Origin of the sequence: Pseudomonas sp. HAR-UPW-AIA-41, from assembly GCF_002304225.1 — a bacterium.
GTDB lineage: Bacteria > Pseudomonadota > Gammaproteobacteria > Pseudomonadales > Pseudomonadaceae > Aquipseudomonas.
Genome location: NZ_NSLB01000012.1, coordinates 1 through 13,545 on the forward strand (window position 1 = coordinate 1; position 13,545 = coordinate 13,545).

Sequence of the window (13,545 nt, forward strand, 5' to 3'; positions counted from 1 at the left end):
CCGGCGACCAGTCAGCCGCGGTGCAGATCAAGCCGGTGCGCGCAGAGCCGCCAGTGGCGCCAGTCAGTGAGGCGCAGGAGGTGGCTGAGCCTGCTCCGGTAAAACCGCCCGTGCCGCGTTTCGCCCTGCAGCTGTACCGCGCCGGTAATTGCCTGCTGCTGGTCGAGTTGCCGACCGGCGAACCTTTCCAGAGCCGCGACCCGGCCTACCTGCTGCTCAAGGATCTGCTGCGCGCCGCCGGCTTGCCGGATGCGCCGCAGCTGCTCGGTGAGCCGGTGCGCTGGCCGTTGCTGGCGCGTGGCAATCTCGATCAGGGACCGCAGGCCGCCCGCGAGTTCGTTCAGGGCTATGTCATGGCCCGTGTTGAGGAGCAGGAGCAAGCTCCGGCCAGCATCTGGCTGATCGGTTTGCCGGCGTTGCGTTTTGCCGGCGAAGCCGAAGCCGACAGCTATGAGCATGAGCTGTCCATCGACGGCATCGGTTCGGCCTGGGCCCTGCCGGGTCTGGAGCTGCTGATGGATGAACCCGAGCGCAAGGCCCCGCTGTGGCGCGCCATGTGTCGGGTACGCCGTCGTTGGGAGACGTCATGAGCCAGGTTACTTTCCGTCCCATGGTCGAGGCGGACCTCGATGCCGTGGTGGCCATCGAGCAGGCCGCCTTCAGCCATCCGTGGACGCGCAAGCTGTTTCAGGAAGGGCTCTCCAGCTACCAGTGCTGGGTGATGTGCGCCGATGGCGTGCAGATCGGCCATGGCGTGATCCAGCTGATCCTCGACGAGGCGCACCTGCTCAATATCACCGTCCGCCCACAGAGTCAGGGGCAGGGCTATGGCCTGCAATTGCTCGAACACCTGATGGCCGAGGCTGGCCGACAGGGTGGCCGCGAGTGTTTCCTCGAAGTGCGCGCCAGCAACCAGTCGGCCTACCGCCTGTACGAGCGCTTCGGCTTCAACGAGATCGGCCGGCGCCGTGATTACTACCCGGCGGCCAACGGCCGTGAAGATGCGCTGGTCATGGCCTGCACGCTTTTGGACTGAGCCGTGACTGCCTGTCGGGCTGTCCTGTTTAGTCGGTGAATTTGACCATTCCGGCCTTTGTTGTGTTTGTGGTACTTCCGTACGATGTGCCCCATAACAACAAACAGGAGTGGGCATGGAAACGCTTGATGTCGTGGTGGTCGGCGCCGGCATTTCTGGGCTGACAGCGGCCTGGCGCCTGCAGCAGGCCGGGTGCAGTGTGCGGGTACTGGAAGCCAATGCTCGGGTCGGCGGGCGTACGCTCAATCATCAGTTCGCCGCCGGTGATGTGGTGGAGGTCGGCGGCCAGTGGGTCGGCTCGACCCAGGACCGCGTGCTGGCGCTGCTCCGTGAGTTGGCTCTGCCGACCTTTCCGCTGTGGAACCGGGGCAACAACCTCACCCTGTTCGGCGGCAAGCTCAAACCCTATCGCGGTACCATTCCACGCTTTGCTCCCCATGTGCTGCTGGACGTGCTGCAGGCGCAATTGCGCTTTGAACGGCTGTCCCGGCAGATTCCCCTGGAAGACCCGGCGCGGCATCCGCGAGCCAGCGACTGGGACCGCATGACGTTCGCCGAATGGATTCGGCGCACGCTGAAAACCGCCCATGGGCGCAAGGTCTTCGAGCTGATGGCCGGGGCCGTGTTTGCTGCCAGTCCCCATGAGTTTTCCCTGCTGCATGCGCTGTTCTACGTGAAGAGCGGGACCGACTTCGACACCATCCTCGCGGTCGAGGGCGGAGCCCAGCAGGACCGCATCGTCGGTGGTTCACAGCTGATCAGCCTGCGTCTGGCCGAGCGTCTGGGCGATGCCGTGCGCTGCGGGCAGGCGGTCCGTCGTGTGCTGCAGGACGATCAAGGCGTGCAGCTGTTCACCGATACCGACAGCTTCCGTGCGCGCCGGGTGATCTTCGCCATCCCGCCGACGATGCTGCTGCGCCTGCAGATCGAACCGCTGCTGCCAGGCTGGCGCGATCAGCTCTTGCAGCGCCAGCCACAGGGCTGCGTGATCAAGTGCATGGCGCTCTACGAGCGGCCGTTCTGGCGCGAGCAGGGGCTTTCCGGGCAGGCTACCAGCGAGCACGGCCCGGTGCGCCTGACCTTCGACAACAGCTTGCCGGATTCGCCCCACGGCATCCTGATGGGCTTTATCGAAGGCGAGGAAGCCCGCCATTGGGCGGCCTGCACCGAGGCCGAGCGACGCGCCGTGGTGCTGGACTGCTTTGCCCGCTACTTCGGCGAACAGGCGCTGGCGCCGCGCGAGTACGTTGACAAGTGCTGGGCCGATGAGCCCTATGCCCGCGGTTGTTACGCCGCACTCTTTGCGCCGGGAGTGTGGACTGGCGGTGCGGCGCGTTTGCGCGAGCCGGTTGGGCGTCTGCATTTTGCCGGCACAGAGACCGCCACACGCTGGATGGGCTACTTCGATGGGGCCATCGAAGCGGCCGAGCGGGCGGTGGCTGAGGTACTCAGGGGCTGAGAAGCTGAGGGAGTAACGCGAATGTGCGACACCCTGGTGCTGCGTCAGGATGGCGTGAGCTGGCTGGCCAAGAACAGTGACAGAGAGCCGGCCGAGCCGCAGTTGTGGCGCTATTACCCGGCGGTTTCCGGCGATAGGGCGCGGAGGGTGCGGACGACCTATCTGGATATCCCGCAGCGTGCGGCGCGCCATGCCGTACTGCTCAGTCAGCCCAGCTGGATGTGGGGCGGCGAGATGGGCGTCAACCAGCATGGGGTAGCCATCGGCAACGAAGCGGTTTTTACCAAACTCACCCGCCGGCACGGCGAGGCACTGCTGGGCATGGATCTGCTGCGCCTGGGGCTCGAGCGCGGCGCCAGTGCCCGTGAGGCGCTGGCGGTGATCACCGAGCATCTGGAACGCTTTGGTCAGGCAGGCGCAGCGGGTTACCGCAACAAGCAGTTTCGCTACGACTCCAGTTTTCTCATTGCCGATCCACAGGAGTGCTGGGTACTGGAGACCGCCGGGCAGCTGTGGGCCGCCAAGCGTGTGGAGCGCTGGGCGATTTCCAATGCACTGACTCTGGGGCATGAGTACGATCTGTTTAGCACCGATCTGCCGCAGCAGGCCAGGGCCGCCGGTTGCTGGGATGGTCGGGGCGACTTTCATTTCGCCCGTGCCTTCGATACCCGTCTGCTGCCGTGGGTCGGCGGTGCCCACCGGCGCCGGGCGTGCAATCAGGCCTGGCTCGGGCGTGCCGACGGCGTGGGCTGGCGCGATCTGTTCGCAGTCTTGCGTGAGCACGGTGCGGCGGGCGATCACTGGTCACGGCACAACAACCGTCAGGTGTGCATGCATGCCGGCAGTTTCTGGCGGCCCTCGCAGACCACGGGCAGCCTGGTGGCACGCCTGGGGGAGGCGCCGCAGCTGGCGGTGACGGCAACCTCGGCGCCCTGTCTTGGTCTTTTCCAGCCACTGGATTTTGCATCGGCGGCGGGCAGCGCTCTGATCGCGCGGGAGAATGCGCCGGTCGAGGATGGCCTGTGGTGGCGCTTCGAGGCGGTACACCGGCGGGCGCTGGCTGATTCCGGGTTTCGTCAGGCATTGCGCCGATCACGCGATGAGGTGGAGGCGGCGTTGTGGTCCGGTGCTTTTGCCGCGCTGGATCCGCAGTATGCGCACGCCTGGCATGCCCGTTGGGGCGGCGAAGCGCAGGCCGTGGGGCTTAAGCAGTCACGCTGGTGGCGGCGCAACGCCGGGTTGTGACCTCTGCTCGGTCACGGCCTGTCCAACAGGGCGGGCTACTGCGGCCATGTCCGGCCGCAGATCAGGCTCGGCAGGCCTTGTATGCCCCTGTAAACTGCCGGTCCGGTCTGGCAGGACGAGGCCGGGGCACGGCTAGGGCCATCCGACGGAGGAAGCATGAGCGATCTGCAGCAACTGTTTGACAACAACGCCCGCTGGGCGGAGGCGATCAAGGAAGAGGATCCGTCGTTCTTTGAAAAACTGGCCAAGCAACAGCTGCCCGAGTACCTGTGGATCGGCTGCTCAGATGCACGGGTGCCGGCCAACGAGATTGTCGGCCTGTTGCCGGGCGATCTGTTCGTGCACCGCAATGTGGCTAACGTGGTGCTGCACACCGACCTCAATTGCCTCTCGGTGATCCAGTACGCGGTGGATGTGCTCAAGGTCAAACACATTCTTGTGACCGGTCACTATGGCTGTGGTGGCGTGCGGGCGGCCATGCAGGACACCCAGTTCGGCCTGATCGATGGCTGGCTGCGCACCATCCGTGATCTCTATTACGAGCAGCGCGAACACATCTCCCAGTTCGAGACCGAGGAAGAACGCGTTGATCGCCTGTGCGAGCTCAACGTGATCCATCAGGTGGCCAACGTCAGCCATACCACCATCGTGCAGAACGCCTGGCACCGCGGGCAGGACCTGTCGGTGCATGGCTGTATCTACGGCATCAAGGACGGCCGTTGGAAGAACCTCAATGTCACCGTCAGCAGTCTTGATCAGTTGCCGCCGCAGTATCGTCTGCGCCCCCTCGGACAATCCTGATGCTGTCCCGGGCCACGCTGGCCTGGCTCGGGCTGGCGTTGGCCAGCCTGATCTGGGCGGGTAATGCGCTGGTGGCGCGGGCCTTCTCCGGCACCATTCCGCCGCTGAGCCTGGCCTTCTGGCGCTGGGCCATCGCCCTGATGATCATTCTGCCGCTGGTCGCGCGCCCTCTGTGGCAGGCACGCCACATCCTGCAGCGTGCGGGCTGGCGACTGTGGGTCGCCGCCTTGCTGGCCATCAGCCTGTACAACTGTTTTCTCTATACGGCGGCGCTCAGTACGCCGGCGATCAATATCACCCTGGTCAGTACCTGCCTGCCGCTGGCGACCTTTATCGGCGCGGGTGTGCTGCTCGGGGAGTGGCCTTCCCGGCGCGCCTGGCTTGGCCTGATTGTCGCCATGCTGGGGCTGCTTTATCTGATCGCCAAGGGACAGCTCGGGCTGTTGCTGGGGCTGGATTTTGCCCAGGGCGACCTGCTGATGCTGCTGGCCACGCTCGACTGGGCGCTGTACTCACTGCTGTTACGGCGCTGGCAGGGCTATTTCCAGCTGCCGCCACTGGTGCTGCTGGGGGCGCTGGTGCTGCTGGGTACCCTGATGCTGACGCCGCTGTATGCCTGGGATCTTTACCGGGGGGCGACCTTCGAGCTCAATCTGCCCAATGCACTGGCCATTCTCTACACCGCCGCTCTGGCCTCTGTGCTTGCTTATCACCTGTGGAATCTGGGTGTGGTTGAGCTGGGGGCGGCGCGTACGGCCATGAGCAATTACCTGATGCCGGTATTTACCGCGCTGCTCGGCTGGTGGCTGCTGGATGAATCGCTGCAGCTTTATCACTGGGTCGGCGGTGGCCTGATTCTGGCCGGGCTGCTGCTGGCGGGGCGGGTGCAGGAGCAAACGACATGAGTTACTCGTTGTGCGTCATGGCGGGTGATGGCATCGGCCGCGAAGTGGTGCCGCCAGCCGTCGAGGTGCTGGAGAAACTGCTGCCCGGCTTGCGGGTGGTGGAGGCCGAGGCCGGCTGGGAGTGCTTTCAGAAACGCGGCGTTTCGGTGCCTGAAGCCAGCCTCGACTGCATGCGTGACTGCGGTGCCGGGCTCTTTGGCGCCGTCTCGTCGCCCAGTCGCAAGGTGGAAGGATATCGCAGCGCCATTCTCACCCTGCGTCAGCAATTGGGGCTGCACGTCAATCTGCGCCCGGTGCGCAGCTGGCCGCTGGTGTCTCCAAAAAGTGGGGTTGATCTGCTGATCCTGCGCGAGAACAGCGAGGGGTTGTACAGCGGTCGCGAGCATTGGGAATCCGAAGGTGTGGCCATCGCCGAGCGGGTCATCAGCCGCGCCGCCAGCTCGCGTCTGGCCGAGTGTGCGGCCGCAGTGGCTCAGCAGCGTCAGGCGCGACGAATCACTCTGGTCCACAAGGCCAACGTGCTGCCGCTGACCTGCGGGCTGTTCCGTGACAGCTGCCGTGAGGTGCTGCAGGCCGCAGGCCTTGGTGAGCGGGTGGATGAGCGCCTGGTCGATGTGGCAGCGCTGCAGCTGGTGCAGCAGCCGGAGGCGTTCGACCTGATCGTCACCAGCAACCTGTTCGGCGACATCCTCTCCGATCTGGCCTGCCACTGGGGCGGCGGCCTTGGTCTGGCGCCTTCGCTCAACTGGGGCAGTGGTCTAGCATTGGCCGAACCCGTACACGGCAGCGCACCGGACATTGCCGGAAGCGGCCGCGCCAACCCCCTGGCCGCGATACTGAGCGTGGGGCTACTGCTGCGCCATCACTGGCAGCAGCCTGAGCTGGCGGCTCGCCTGGAGAGTGCTGTCGAGGGTTTTCTGCAGGAGGAGGGCGGTATCGACTATGGCCGGGAGACTACCCGGCAGATCGCCCAAGGCGTGTTGCAGCGCCTGTAAATGCGAGGCAAAGAAAAAGGGGTTCAGCTTGCGCTGAACCCCTTTTCAATATGGTAGCAACGAGTGGACTTGAACCACCGACCCCAGCATTATGAATGCCGTGCTCTAACCAACTGAGCTACGTTGCCATCGATGGCGCGCATTTTCCTCGCATCGGTTTTTAGTGTCAACCCCGTCTGCGAAAAAATATGCGCGCTTTCAAACGCTTAGACGTTGAAGCGGAAGTGCATCACGTCGCCATCCTTGACGATGTATTCCTTGCCTTCCAGGCGCCATTTGCCGGCTTCCTTGGCGCCGGCTTCGCCCTTGTACTGGATGAAGTCGTCGTAGGCGATGACTTCGGCGCGGATAAAGCCTTTCTCGAAGTCGGTGTGGATGACTGCTGCAGCCTGAGGGGCGGTGGCGCCGACGCGCACGGTCCAGGCGCGGACTTCCTTGACCCCGGCGGTGAAGTAGGTCTGCAGATTGAGCAGCTGGTAGCCGGCGCGGATCACGCGGTTCAGGCCCGGCTCTTCAAGGCCGAGGGCTTCGAGGAACATGTCCTTTTCCTCGCCGTCGTCGAGTTCGGCGATTTCCGCTTCGATCTTGTTGCACACCGGCACGACAATGGCGCCTTCTTCCTCGGCGATGGCCTTGACCACGTCGAGGTGCGGGTTGTTCTCGAAGCCGTCTTCGGCCACGTTGGCGATGTACATCACCGGCTTGCTGGTGAGCAGGTGGAAGCCGCGGATGATCAGCTTCTCTTCGTTGCTCATGTTCTTCATCAGGCTGCGCGCCGGCTTGCCTTCGGTGAAGTGGGGGATCAGTTTTTCGAGGATGGCTTTCTGCGCGAGAGCTTCCTTGTCGCCGCCCTTGGCGTTGCGGCTGACCTTCTGCAGTTGCTTCTCGCAGCTGTCGAGGTCGGCGAAGATCAGTTCCAGGTCGATGATCTCGATGTCGCGCTTGGGGTCGACGCTGTTGGACACGTGAATCACGTTTTCGTCTTCGAAGCAGCGCACGACATGCGCAATCGCGTCCGTCTCGCGGATGTTGGCGAGGAATTTGTTACCCAGGCCTTCACCTTTGGAGGCGCCTGCTACCAGGCCGGCGATGTCGACGAACTCCATGGTGGTGGGGATCACGCGCTCGGGCTTGACGATGGCGGCCAGGGTATCCAGGCGCGAGTCGGGCATCGGCACAATGCCGCTGTTCGGCTCGATGGTGCAGAACGGGAAGTTCTCGGCGGCAATGCCGGACTTGGTCAGGGCGTTGAACAGGGTGGACTTGCCGACGTTAGGCAGGCCGACGATGCCGCAGTTGAATCCCATGGTGTGTCCCTCGCGCGCGCTGGCGGTAAAGAATCAGGAGGTGGCCTTCTGGCTGTGCAGGGTCTGCATCGCTTTGGTCATGTTGCCTGCGAGCACATCCGGCAGTACGCCGAGGGCGAAATCGATGCTGGTATCCAGCAGGTCCTGTTCGCTGCGCGGAGCGCGGCCGAGGACGTAGCCGGAAACCTGGCTGCTGTGCCCGGGGTGGCCGATGCCAAGCCGCAGGCGATGGAAATTGTTCTGGTTGCCGAGCTGGGCAATGATGTCGCGCAGCCCGTTGTGCCCGCCGTGTCCGCCGCCCTGTTTGAGCTTGGCGACGCCCGGAGGCATGTCGAGTTCGTCGTGGGCCACCAGAATGGCGTCCGGAGCGATCCGGAAGAAGTTCGCCAGTGCCGCCACGGCCTGGCCGCTGCGGTTCATGTAGGTGGTGGGGATCAGCAGACGAACATCGCGGCCCTGATGGCTGAACTTGCCGGTCAGGCCGAAATACTTTTTGTCGGCGCTCAGTGCGGCGCCCATCTGGGCAGCTACGCGCTCAACAAAAAGGGCTCCTGCGTTATGCCGGGTCTGGTCGTATTCCGGGCCCGGATTACCCAGGCCGACGATCAGTTGAATGGCAGTCACGACAGGAGCCCTCTTCTAGAAAGCAGGGGCCGGAGTGATTACTCGGCGCCTTCTTCCTTCACGCGGGAAGCGTGGATGTTGGCAACTGCCAGGTCGTTGCCGTGGGCCAGGGCCACCAGCTCAACACCCTTCGGCAGGGTCAGGTCGGACAGGTGAACGATCTGGCCGACTTCAACCTTGGCCATGTCGACGTTGATGAATTCCGGCAGGTCTTGCGGCTGGCAGGAAACTTCAACTTCAACGATGGTGTGGGACACTTCGCCGCCTTGCTGCTTCACGCCAACCGAGGAGTCCTGGTTGATGAAGTGCAGCGGAACGTGGGCGGTCAGCTTCTGGCCGGCAACCACGCGGATGAAGTCAGCGTGCATTACATAGCCTTTGGCCGGGTGACGCTGCAGAGCCTTGATCAGAACGGTTTCGGTAGCACCGGCAACGTTCAGGGCGATCACGTGGCTGAAGGCAGCCTCGTTTTCCAGCAGCTTGGCTACTTCTTTGGCCAGCAGGCTGATGGAAGCCGGCTCTTTGTCGCCGCCGTAAACTACGGCCGGGACCATTGCAGCGTTACGACGCAGGCGGCGGCTCGCACCTTTCCCCAGGTCGGAACGCACTTCAGCATTCAGGGCAAACTCAGTCATTTCACTTCTCCAAATATCCAGCCACTTGCGGTGCTTGCGACCAGCGCTCGCAGTGGTCAGGCAAAAAAGCCCCGCAGCTGCGGGGCCATGTTCGTCAGGCCTGTTCCTTAGCGGAACATGGCACTGATCGATTCTTCGTTGCTGATGCGGCGGACCGCTTCAGCCACAACCGCCGACATATCCAGTTGGCGGATGCGCGGGCAGGCTTGTGCCGCGGCGGACAGCGGGATGGTGTTGGTCACCACCAGTGCGTCCAGCACGGAGTTTTCAATGTTCTCGATGGCGCGGCCGGACAGAACCGGGTGGGTCGCGTAGGCATACACCTGTGCGGCACCATGCTCCTTCAGAGCCTTGGCGGCGTGGCACAGGGTACCGGCGGTGTCGACCATGTCGTCGACCAGCACGCAGGTACGGCCCTGAACGTCACCGATGATGTGCATCACTTCGGAGTGGTTGGCCTTCTCGCGGCGCTTGTCGATGATCGCCAGGTCAACACCGAGGGACTTGGCCACGGCGCGGGCGCGCACAACGCCACCGATGTCCGGGGAGACAATCATCAGGTTCTCAAAGCGCTGGCTTTCGATATCGTCGATCAGTACCGGCGAGCCGTAGATGTTGTCCACGGGAATATCGAAGAAGCCCTGAATCTGGTCGGCGTGCAGGTCGACGGTCAGTACGCGGTCGATGCCGACCACGGTCAGCATGTCGGCTACGACCTTGGCGCTGATGGCTACCCGAGCCGAGCGCGGACGGCGATCCTGACGGGCATAGCCGAAGTAGGGGATGACCGCGGTGATACGCGTCGCCGAGGAGCGGCGGAAGGCGTCGGCCATTACCACCAGTTCCATCAGGTTGTCGTTGGTCGGCGCACAGGTCGGCTGGATGATGAAGACGTCCTTGCCGCGCACGTTCTCGTTGATTTCAGCGCTGACTTCGCCATCGGAGAACTTGCCTACGGAGCAGTCGCCCAGGGGAATGTGCAGCTGACGCACGATGCGGCGCGCGAGATCGGGGTTAGCATTCCCCGTGAAGACCATCATCTTGGACACGGACGGTACCTGCCGGCTAAGGGTGGGCCTAATAAACAAAAGCTGTTCAAAAAGGCCGCTAATGCAGATTTTTGAACAGCTTCCTGGAATATGGCAGGGGCGGCTGGATTCGAACCAACGCATGGCAGGATCAAAACCTGCTGCCTTACCGCTTGGCGACGCCCCTGTGTCGTACAACCTGAACACAGCAAACAACTTCTTTATGCCAGTTCCTTGAGCCTGTGGTGCAGCATCGAAATGTTGCGACCCTGAGCGACAAAGCTTGGCAGAGTGGCTGGAAGTTGGCGGGCGACTTTATCAGCATCGTCCCGGTTTGGGAAGCTCCCAAACACACAAGCTCCAGTTCCGGTGAGCCTTGCTGGAACAAATTTGTTCAACAAGATCAGCGCGTTACGGACTTCCGGGTAGCGCGCTTCAACCACCGGTTGGCAGTCGTTATGACCACCCCCCTCAAGAAGGCTGCGAACTTTAATGGGCGGCGTATTGCGTGTCAACTCGGGCGCGGAGAAAACTTCTGCTGTGCTGACAAAGACTTGCGGAACGGCCACGAGGAACCAGGGTTCGCTCAACTCGACCGCTTGCAGCTGTTCACCGACACCTTCGGCGAAGGCCGCGCGCCCGCGTACGAACACCGGCACGTCGGCGCCCAGACGCAGGCCGAGGGCCGCGAGGTGGTCTTCATCCAGCCTCGTCTGCCACAGGTGGTTGAGGCCGAGCAGGGTGGTCGCAGCGTCCGAGCTGCCGCCGCCGATGCCGCCGCCCATGGGCAGGCGCTTGTCCAGCCAGATATCGGCGCCCAGTGCGGTGCCGCTTTCCTGTTGCAGGAGGCGGGCGGCGCGGACGATCAGGTTGCTGTCGTGTGGCACGCCGTCGATCGGCGTGCGCAGGTGGATTTCACCGTCTTCACGCAGGGCAAAGCCCAGCTCGTCACCGTGGTCGAGAAACTGAAACAGGGTCTGCAGCTCGTGATAGCCGTCGGCGCGGCGTCCGGTGATGTGCAGGAACAGGTTGAGCTTGGCCGGGGCCGGCAGGGTAAGAGTGGCGTGCTGCATGGAACTCATTGACCGAGGTGGCGTGGTTGCCAGTCCTTGATGACCAGTGTGACCTGCAGGTTGTGCCCCTGCAGTTTCAGACGCTGCGGCAGTGCGTAACCGTTCTGCTCGGTGTAGGCGAGGTAGTCGATCTGCCAGCCGTCCTGCTGCAGCTGCCCAAGCTGGCTGTTGCCGTTGAGGCTGAGTTGGCTCTTGCTGTCCGGGGCGGGCAGGCCGCGCACCCACCAGAGCAGGTGGGAAACCGGCAGGCGCCAGCCCAGCTGGGCTTCCAGCAGCGCTTCGGGGGAGTCGGAGTGATAGCGGCCCTGGTTGGCCACTTCCAGTACGGTATCGCCCGGGTGGCCGGTCAGGCGGGCGGCGCCTCGGCCCAGCGGGCCGGACAGGCGGATATCGAAGTAGTCCTGGCGTTGCAGCCAGAACAGCGTGCCGCTACCGGAATCCTGCGGGGCGCGGATGCCGACCTTGCCGCTGATCTGCCAGCCGTCGATCTGTGCGACCTGCTGGCGGTGTTGCTGCCAGAGCGCCGGGTTGCCCTGACCCTGGGTGAGGCTTTCCTTTGGCAGCAGTCCGGCGCAGCCGGCGAGCAGGGTTGTGAGGGCGAGGGCGGCGAGTCGAAGGCAGCGCATCAGGGTTGCTCGCTGCCGGTGAGGCGTTTGAGGGTGCTGCGCAGAATCGGGCTGTCCGGCTCTTCTTCGTAGGCTTTCTGCCAGACCTCGCGGGCTTCATCCTGTTTGCCCTGAGTCCAGAGAACCTCGCCGAAGTGCGCCGCCACTTCATGGTCGGGATAGCGCTCGAAGGCCTGGCGCAGGAGTGTCTCGGCTTCGTCCAGGCGGCCCTGGCGGAAGTTGATCCAGCCCAGGCTGTCGAGGATAGCCGGGTCTTCCGGGTTGAGCTGGTAGGCCTGCTCGATCAGGCTGCGGGCTTCATCCAGGCGGCTGGTGCGGTCGGCCAGGGTGTAGCCGAGGGCGTTGAGGGCCATGGCGTTGGACGGCTCGCGCTCGATGATGAAGCGCAGGTCGCGCTCCAGCTGGTCGAGGTCGCCGCGCTTCTCGGCCACCATGGCACGGGTATACAGAAGATTCAGGTCGTCGGGGTATTCCGCCAGTGCCTGCTCCATGAGTTGCCAGGCCGGCTCGATCTGCTGAGCCTTGCTCAGGGCTTCGGCTTCGATCAGGTACAGCTGGATCGCGTAGTCCGGCTGCTTTTCACGTGCCTTGGCCAGCGCCTTGCGCGCTTCGGGCAGGCGCTCGGCCTCGATCAGGAGTTCGCTGTGGCGCAACTGGGCGGGCAGGTAGTCCTTGCCCGGGCCGACCAGGTGGTATTCGATCAGTGCGCTTTCCGGTTGCTCCAGTGCCTCGTACACGCGGCCAAGGTTGAAATGCGCGGCATCGACGTGGGCTTCGCGCTCGATCAGCTCCTGCAGATAGGCCTGGGCTTCGTTCCATGCCTCGGCTTCCATGCAGATCAGCGCGAGAGAAAAGCGCAGGTCATCGTCATCGGGGAACTGCTGGACCAGGGTGGAGAACTCGGCCTTGGCCTCCTCCAGCTGACCCAGCTCCACCAGAAGGCGGGCATAGGCCAGGCGCAGGCGCTTGTCGTCGGGTGCCTGCTCAAGGCCCTGGCGCAGCGGCTTGAGGGCTTCGTCGCCGCGCTCGAGGCTCTGCAGAATGCGTGTGCGCAGCAGCAGCGGGGCGACCTTCTGTTCGCTGTCCGGCAGCTCGTCGAGCAGCTCCAGAGCCTGCTCCGACTTGCCGTCCTGCTGCAGCAGCACGGCTTCGCCGAAAATCAGCTGGGCATTGTCCGGGTGTTTCTTCAGCAGGCGTTCGAAGCTTTGCTGCAGGCCGGCGCGGGTGTCGGCGTCGGTTTCCGCAGCGGAGAGGGCGAGGAAGTCGAAATGAGTATCGCCGTCGGCCAGCAGCGTCTTCTCCATATAGCGGATCGAGTCGTCGTAGCGGCCGGCGCGGGCCAGCTGGATGGCGGCGGCGCGTTGGGCGTCGAGGTTGTCCGGGGCGTTGCTGGCCCAGATCATGGCGCTGTCGAGGGCGGCCTGTTCGGCGCCGAGGTATTCGGCGATGCGGTAGGCCCGCTCGGCCACGCCCGGGTCCTGGGTGGCATTGGCCTGCTGCACATAGTTGCCCAGGGCGATATCGAAGCGGTTGCGCTGGCCGGCGAGTTCCGCCGTGAGCAGCGAATACAGGGCTTCCTCGCTGAACGAGCGATAGACCTTGGGCTTGGCCGGCGCGGCCTGGACGGGTTCGGCGATCTCAGGCGCTGGGCTGGGCTGCTTGGCCAGCATCTGGCAGCCGCTCAGCAATACCGAGGCGGCCAGCAACACTAGGGGTCTGTTCATAGTGGAAAAGAGTGCTCTCCTGCAGATGCGGCATGATGACACAAGCCACAGGGCAAGCCCACGGCCCGATGCCTATCGGCAGATGGG

14 protein-coding genes and 2 tRNA genes are annotated in these 13,545 nt (G+C 63.9%); 7 read left to right on the forward strand and 9 right to left on the reverse strand.

What is annotated here, in order from left to right; translation table 11 throughout:
- The 7 genes from CK486_RS16095 to CK486_RS16125 all read left to right on the forward strand — a co-directional run.
- Window positions 1-590, forward strand: a 590-nt coding sequence (locus CK486_RS16095; protein WP_256574449.1) for an energy transducer TonB, incomplete at its 5' end; no start/stop codon positions are given.
- On the forward strand, window positions 587-1,036 hold the full coding sequence (rimI, locus tag CK486_RS16100; protein ID WP_095941332.1) for a ribosomal protein S18-alanine N-acetyltransferase: 450 nt from the start codon (window positions 587-589) through the stop codon (window positions 1,034-1,036). The genes CK486_RS16095 and rimI, both read left to right, overlap by 4 nt.
- Window positions 1,037-1,151: 115 nt before the next feature.
- Window positions 1,152-2,495, forward strand: coding sequence for a flavin monoamine oxidase family protein (locus CK486_RS16105; protein WP_095941333.1), 1,344 nt, complete (start codon window positions 1,152-1,154; stop codon window positions 2,493-2,495).
- A gap of 21 nt (window positions 2,496-2,516) precedes the next feature.
- On the forward strand, window positions 2,517-3,740 hold the full coding sequence (locus CK486_RS16110) for a C69 family dipeptidase (protein ID WP_141248921.1): 1,224 nt from the start codon (window positions 2,517-2,519) through the stop codon (window positions 3,738-3,740).
- A gap of 156 nt (window positions 3,741-3,896) precedes the next feature.
- A complete protein-coding gene (gene can / locus CK486_RS16115) occupies window positions 3,897-4,541 on the forward strand; it encodes a carbonate dehydratase (RefSeq protein ID WP_095941334.1) in 645 nt (214 codons plus the stop codon).
- Window positions 4,541-5,446, forward strand: coding sequence for a DMT family transporter (locus CK486_RS16120; RefSeq protein WP_095941335.1), 906 nt, complete (start codon window positions 4,541-4,543; stop codon window positions 5,444-5,446). Before can ends, CK486_RS16120 begins: the two co-directional genes overlap by 1 nt.
- Window positions 5,443-6,441: an isocitrate/isopropylmalate dehydrogenase family protein gene (locus CK486_RS16125; protein WP_095941336.1), complete on the forward strand. Its 999-nt coding sequence runs from the start codon at window positions 5,443-5,445 to the stop codon at window positions 6,439-6,441. Before CK486_RS16120 ends, CK486_RS16125 begins: the two co-directional genes overlap by 4 nt.
- 51 nt (window positions 6,442-6,492) lie before the next feature.
- Here the strand turns inward: CK486_RS16125 and CK486_RS16130 are convergent.
- The 9 genes from CK486_RS16130 to CK486_RS16170 form a co-directional block, all read right to left on the reverse strand.
- Window positions 6,493-6,569, reverse strand: a tRNA-Met gene (locus CK486_RS16130).
- A gap of 78 nt (window positions 6,570-6,647) precedes the next feature.
- Window positions 6,648-7,748 (reverse strand): redox-regulated ATPase YchF, encoded by a 1,101-nt coding sequence (gene ychF / locus CK486_RS16135; protein ID WP_095941337.1) that lies wholly within the window; start codon window positions 7,746-7,748, stop codon window positions 6,648-6,650.
- A 33-nt stretch (window positions 7,749-7,781) separates the two neighbouring features.
- Complete coding sequence (pth, locus tag CK486_RS16140) at window positions 7,782-8,372, reverse strand: aminoacyl-tRNA hydrolase (RefSeq protein ID WP_095941338.1); 591 nt, start codon at window positions 8,370-8,372, stop codon at window positions 7,782-7,784.
- A gap of 38 nt (window positions 8,373-8,410) precedes the next feature.
- Entirely contained in the window at window positions 8,411-9,007 is a 597-nt protein-coding gene (locus tag CK486_RS16145; RefSeq protein ID WP_095941339.1) for a 50S ribosomal protein L25/general stress protein Ctc, read from the reverse strand.
- A 107-nt stretch (window positions 9,008-9,114) separates the two neighbouring features.
- A complete protein-coding gene (locus CK486_RS16150) occupies window positions 9,115-10,056 on the reverse strand; it encodes a ribose-phosphate pyrophosphokinase (RefSeq protein ID WP_095941340.1) in 942 nt (313 codons plus the stop codon).
- Between the two features lie 91 nt (window positions 10,057-10,147).
- Window positions 10,148-10,222, reverse strand: a tRNA-Gln gene (locus CK486_RS16155).
- A gap of 34 nt (window positions 10,223-10,256) precedes the next feature.
- Complete coding sequence (ispE, locus tag CK486_RS16160) at window positions 10,257-11,108, reverse strand: 4-(cytidine 5'-diphospho)-2-C-methyl-D-erythritol kinase (protein WP_095941341.1); 852 nt, start codon at window positions 11,106-11,108, stop codon at window positions 10,257-10,259.
- A 5-nt stretch (window positions 11,109-11,113) separates the two neighbouring features.
- Entirely contained in the window at window positions 11,114-11,734 is a 621-nt protein-coding gene (gene lolB / locus CK486_RS16165) for a lipoprotein insertase outer membrane protein LolB (protein WP_095941342.1), read from the reverse strand.
- Window positions 11,734-13,458, reverse strand: coding sequence for a tetratricopeptide repeat protein (locus CK486_RS16170; protein ID WP_095941343.1), 1,725 nt, complete (start codon window positions 13,456-13,458; stop codon window positions 11,734-11,736). The genes lolB and CK486_RS16170 overlap by 1 nt, the downstream gene beginning before the upstream one ends.
- Window positions 13,459-13,545 lie beyond the last annotated feature (87 nt).

Coding starts and splice junctions, on each gene's coding strand:
- CK486_RS16105 (WP_095941333.1), top strand. CDS start 1,152: ATGGAAACGCTTGATGTCGTGGTGGTCGGCGCCGGCATTTCTGGGCTG.
- CK486_RS16145 (WP_095941339.1), bottom strand. CDS start 9,007: ATGACTGAGTTTGCCCTGAATGCTGAAGTGCGTTCCGACCTGGGGAAA.
- can (WP_095941334.1), top strand. CDS start 3,897: ATGAGCGATCTGCAGCAACTGTTTGACAACAACGCCCGCTGGGCGGAG.
- rimI (WP_095941332.1), top strand. CDS start 587: ATGAGCCAGGTTACTTTCCGTCCCATGGTCGAGGCGGACCTCGATGCC.
- CK486_RS16125 (WP_095941336.1), top strand. CDS start 5,443: ATGAGTTACTCGTTGTGCGTCATGGCGGGTGATGGCATCGGCCGCGAA.
- lolB (WP_095941342.1), bottom strand. CDS start 11,734: ATGCGCTGCCTTCGACTCGCCGCCCTCGCCCTCACAACCCTGCTCGCC.
- CK486_RS16120 (WP_095941335.1), top strand. CDS start 4,541: ATGCTGTCCCGGGCCACGCTGGCCTGGCTCGGGCTGGCGTTGGCCAGC.
- ispE (WP_095941341.1), bottom strand. CDS start 11,108: ATGCAGCACGCCACTCTTACCCTGCCGGCCCCGGCCAAGCTCAACCTG.
- ychF (WP_095941337.1), bottom strand. CDS start 7,748: ATGGGATTCAACTGCGGCATCGTCGGCCTGCCTAACGTCGGCAAGTCC.
- CK486_RS16170 (WP_095941343.1), bottom strand. CDS start 13,458: ATGAACAGACCCCTAGTGTTGCTGGCCGCCTCGGTATTGCTGAGCGGC.
- CK486_RS16110 (WP_141248921.1), top strand. CDS start 2,517: ATGTGCGACACCCTGGTGCTGCGTCAGGATGGCGTGAGCTGGCTGGCC.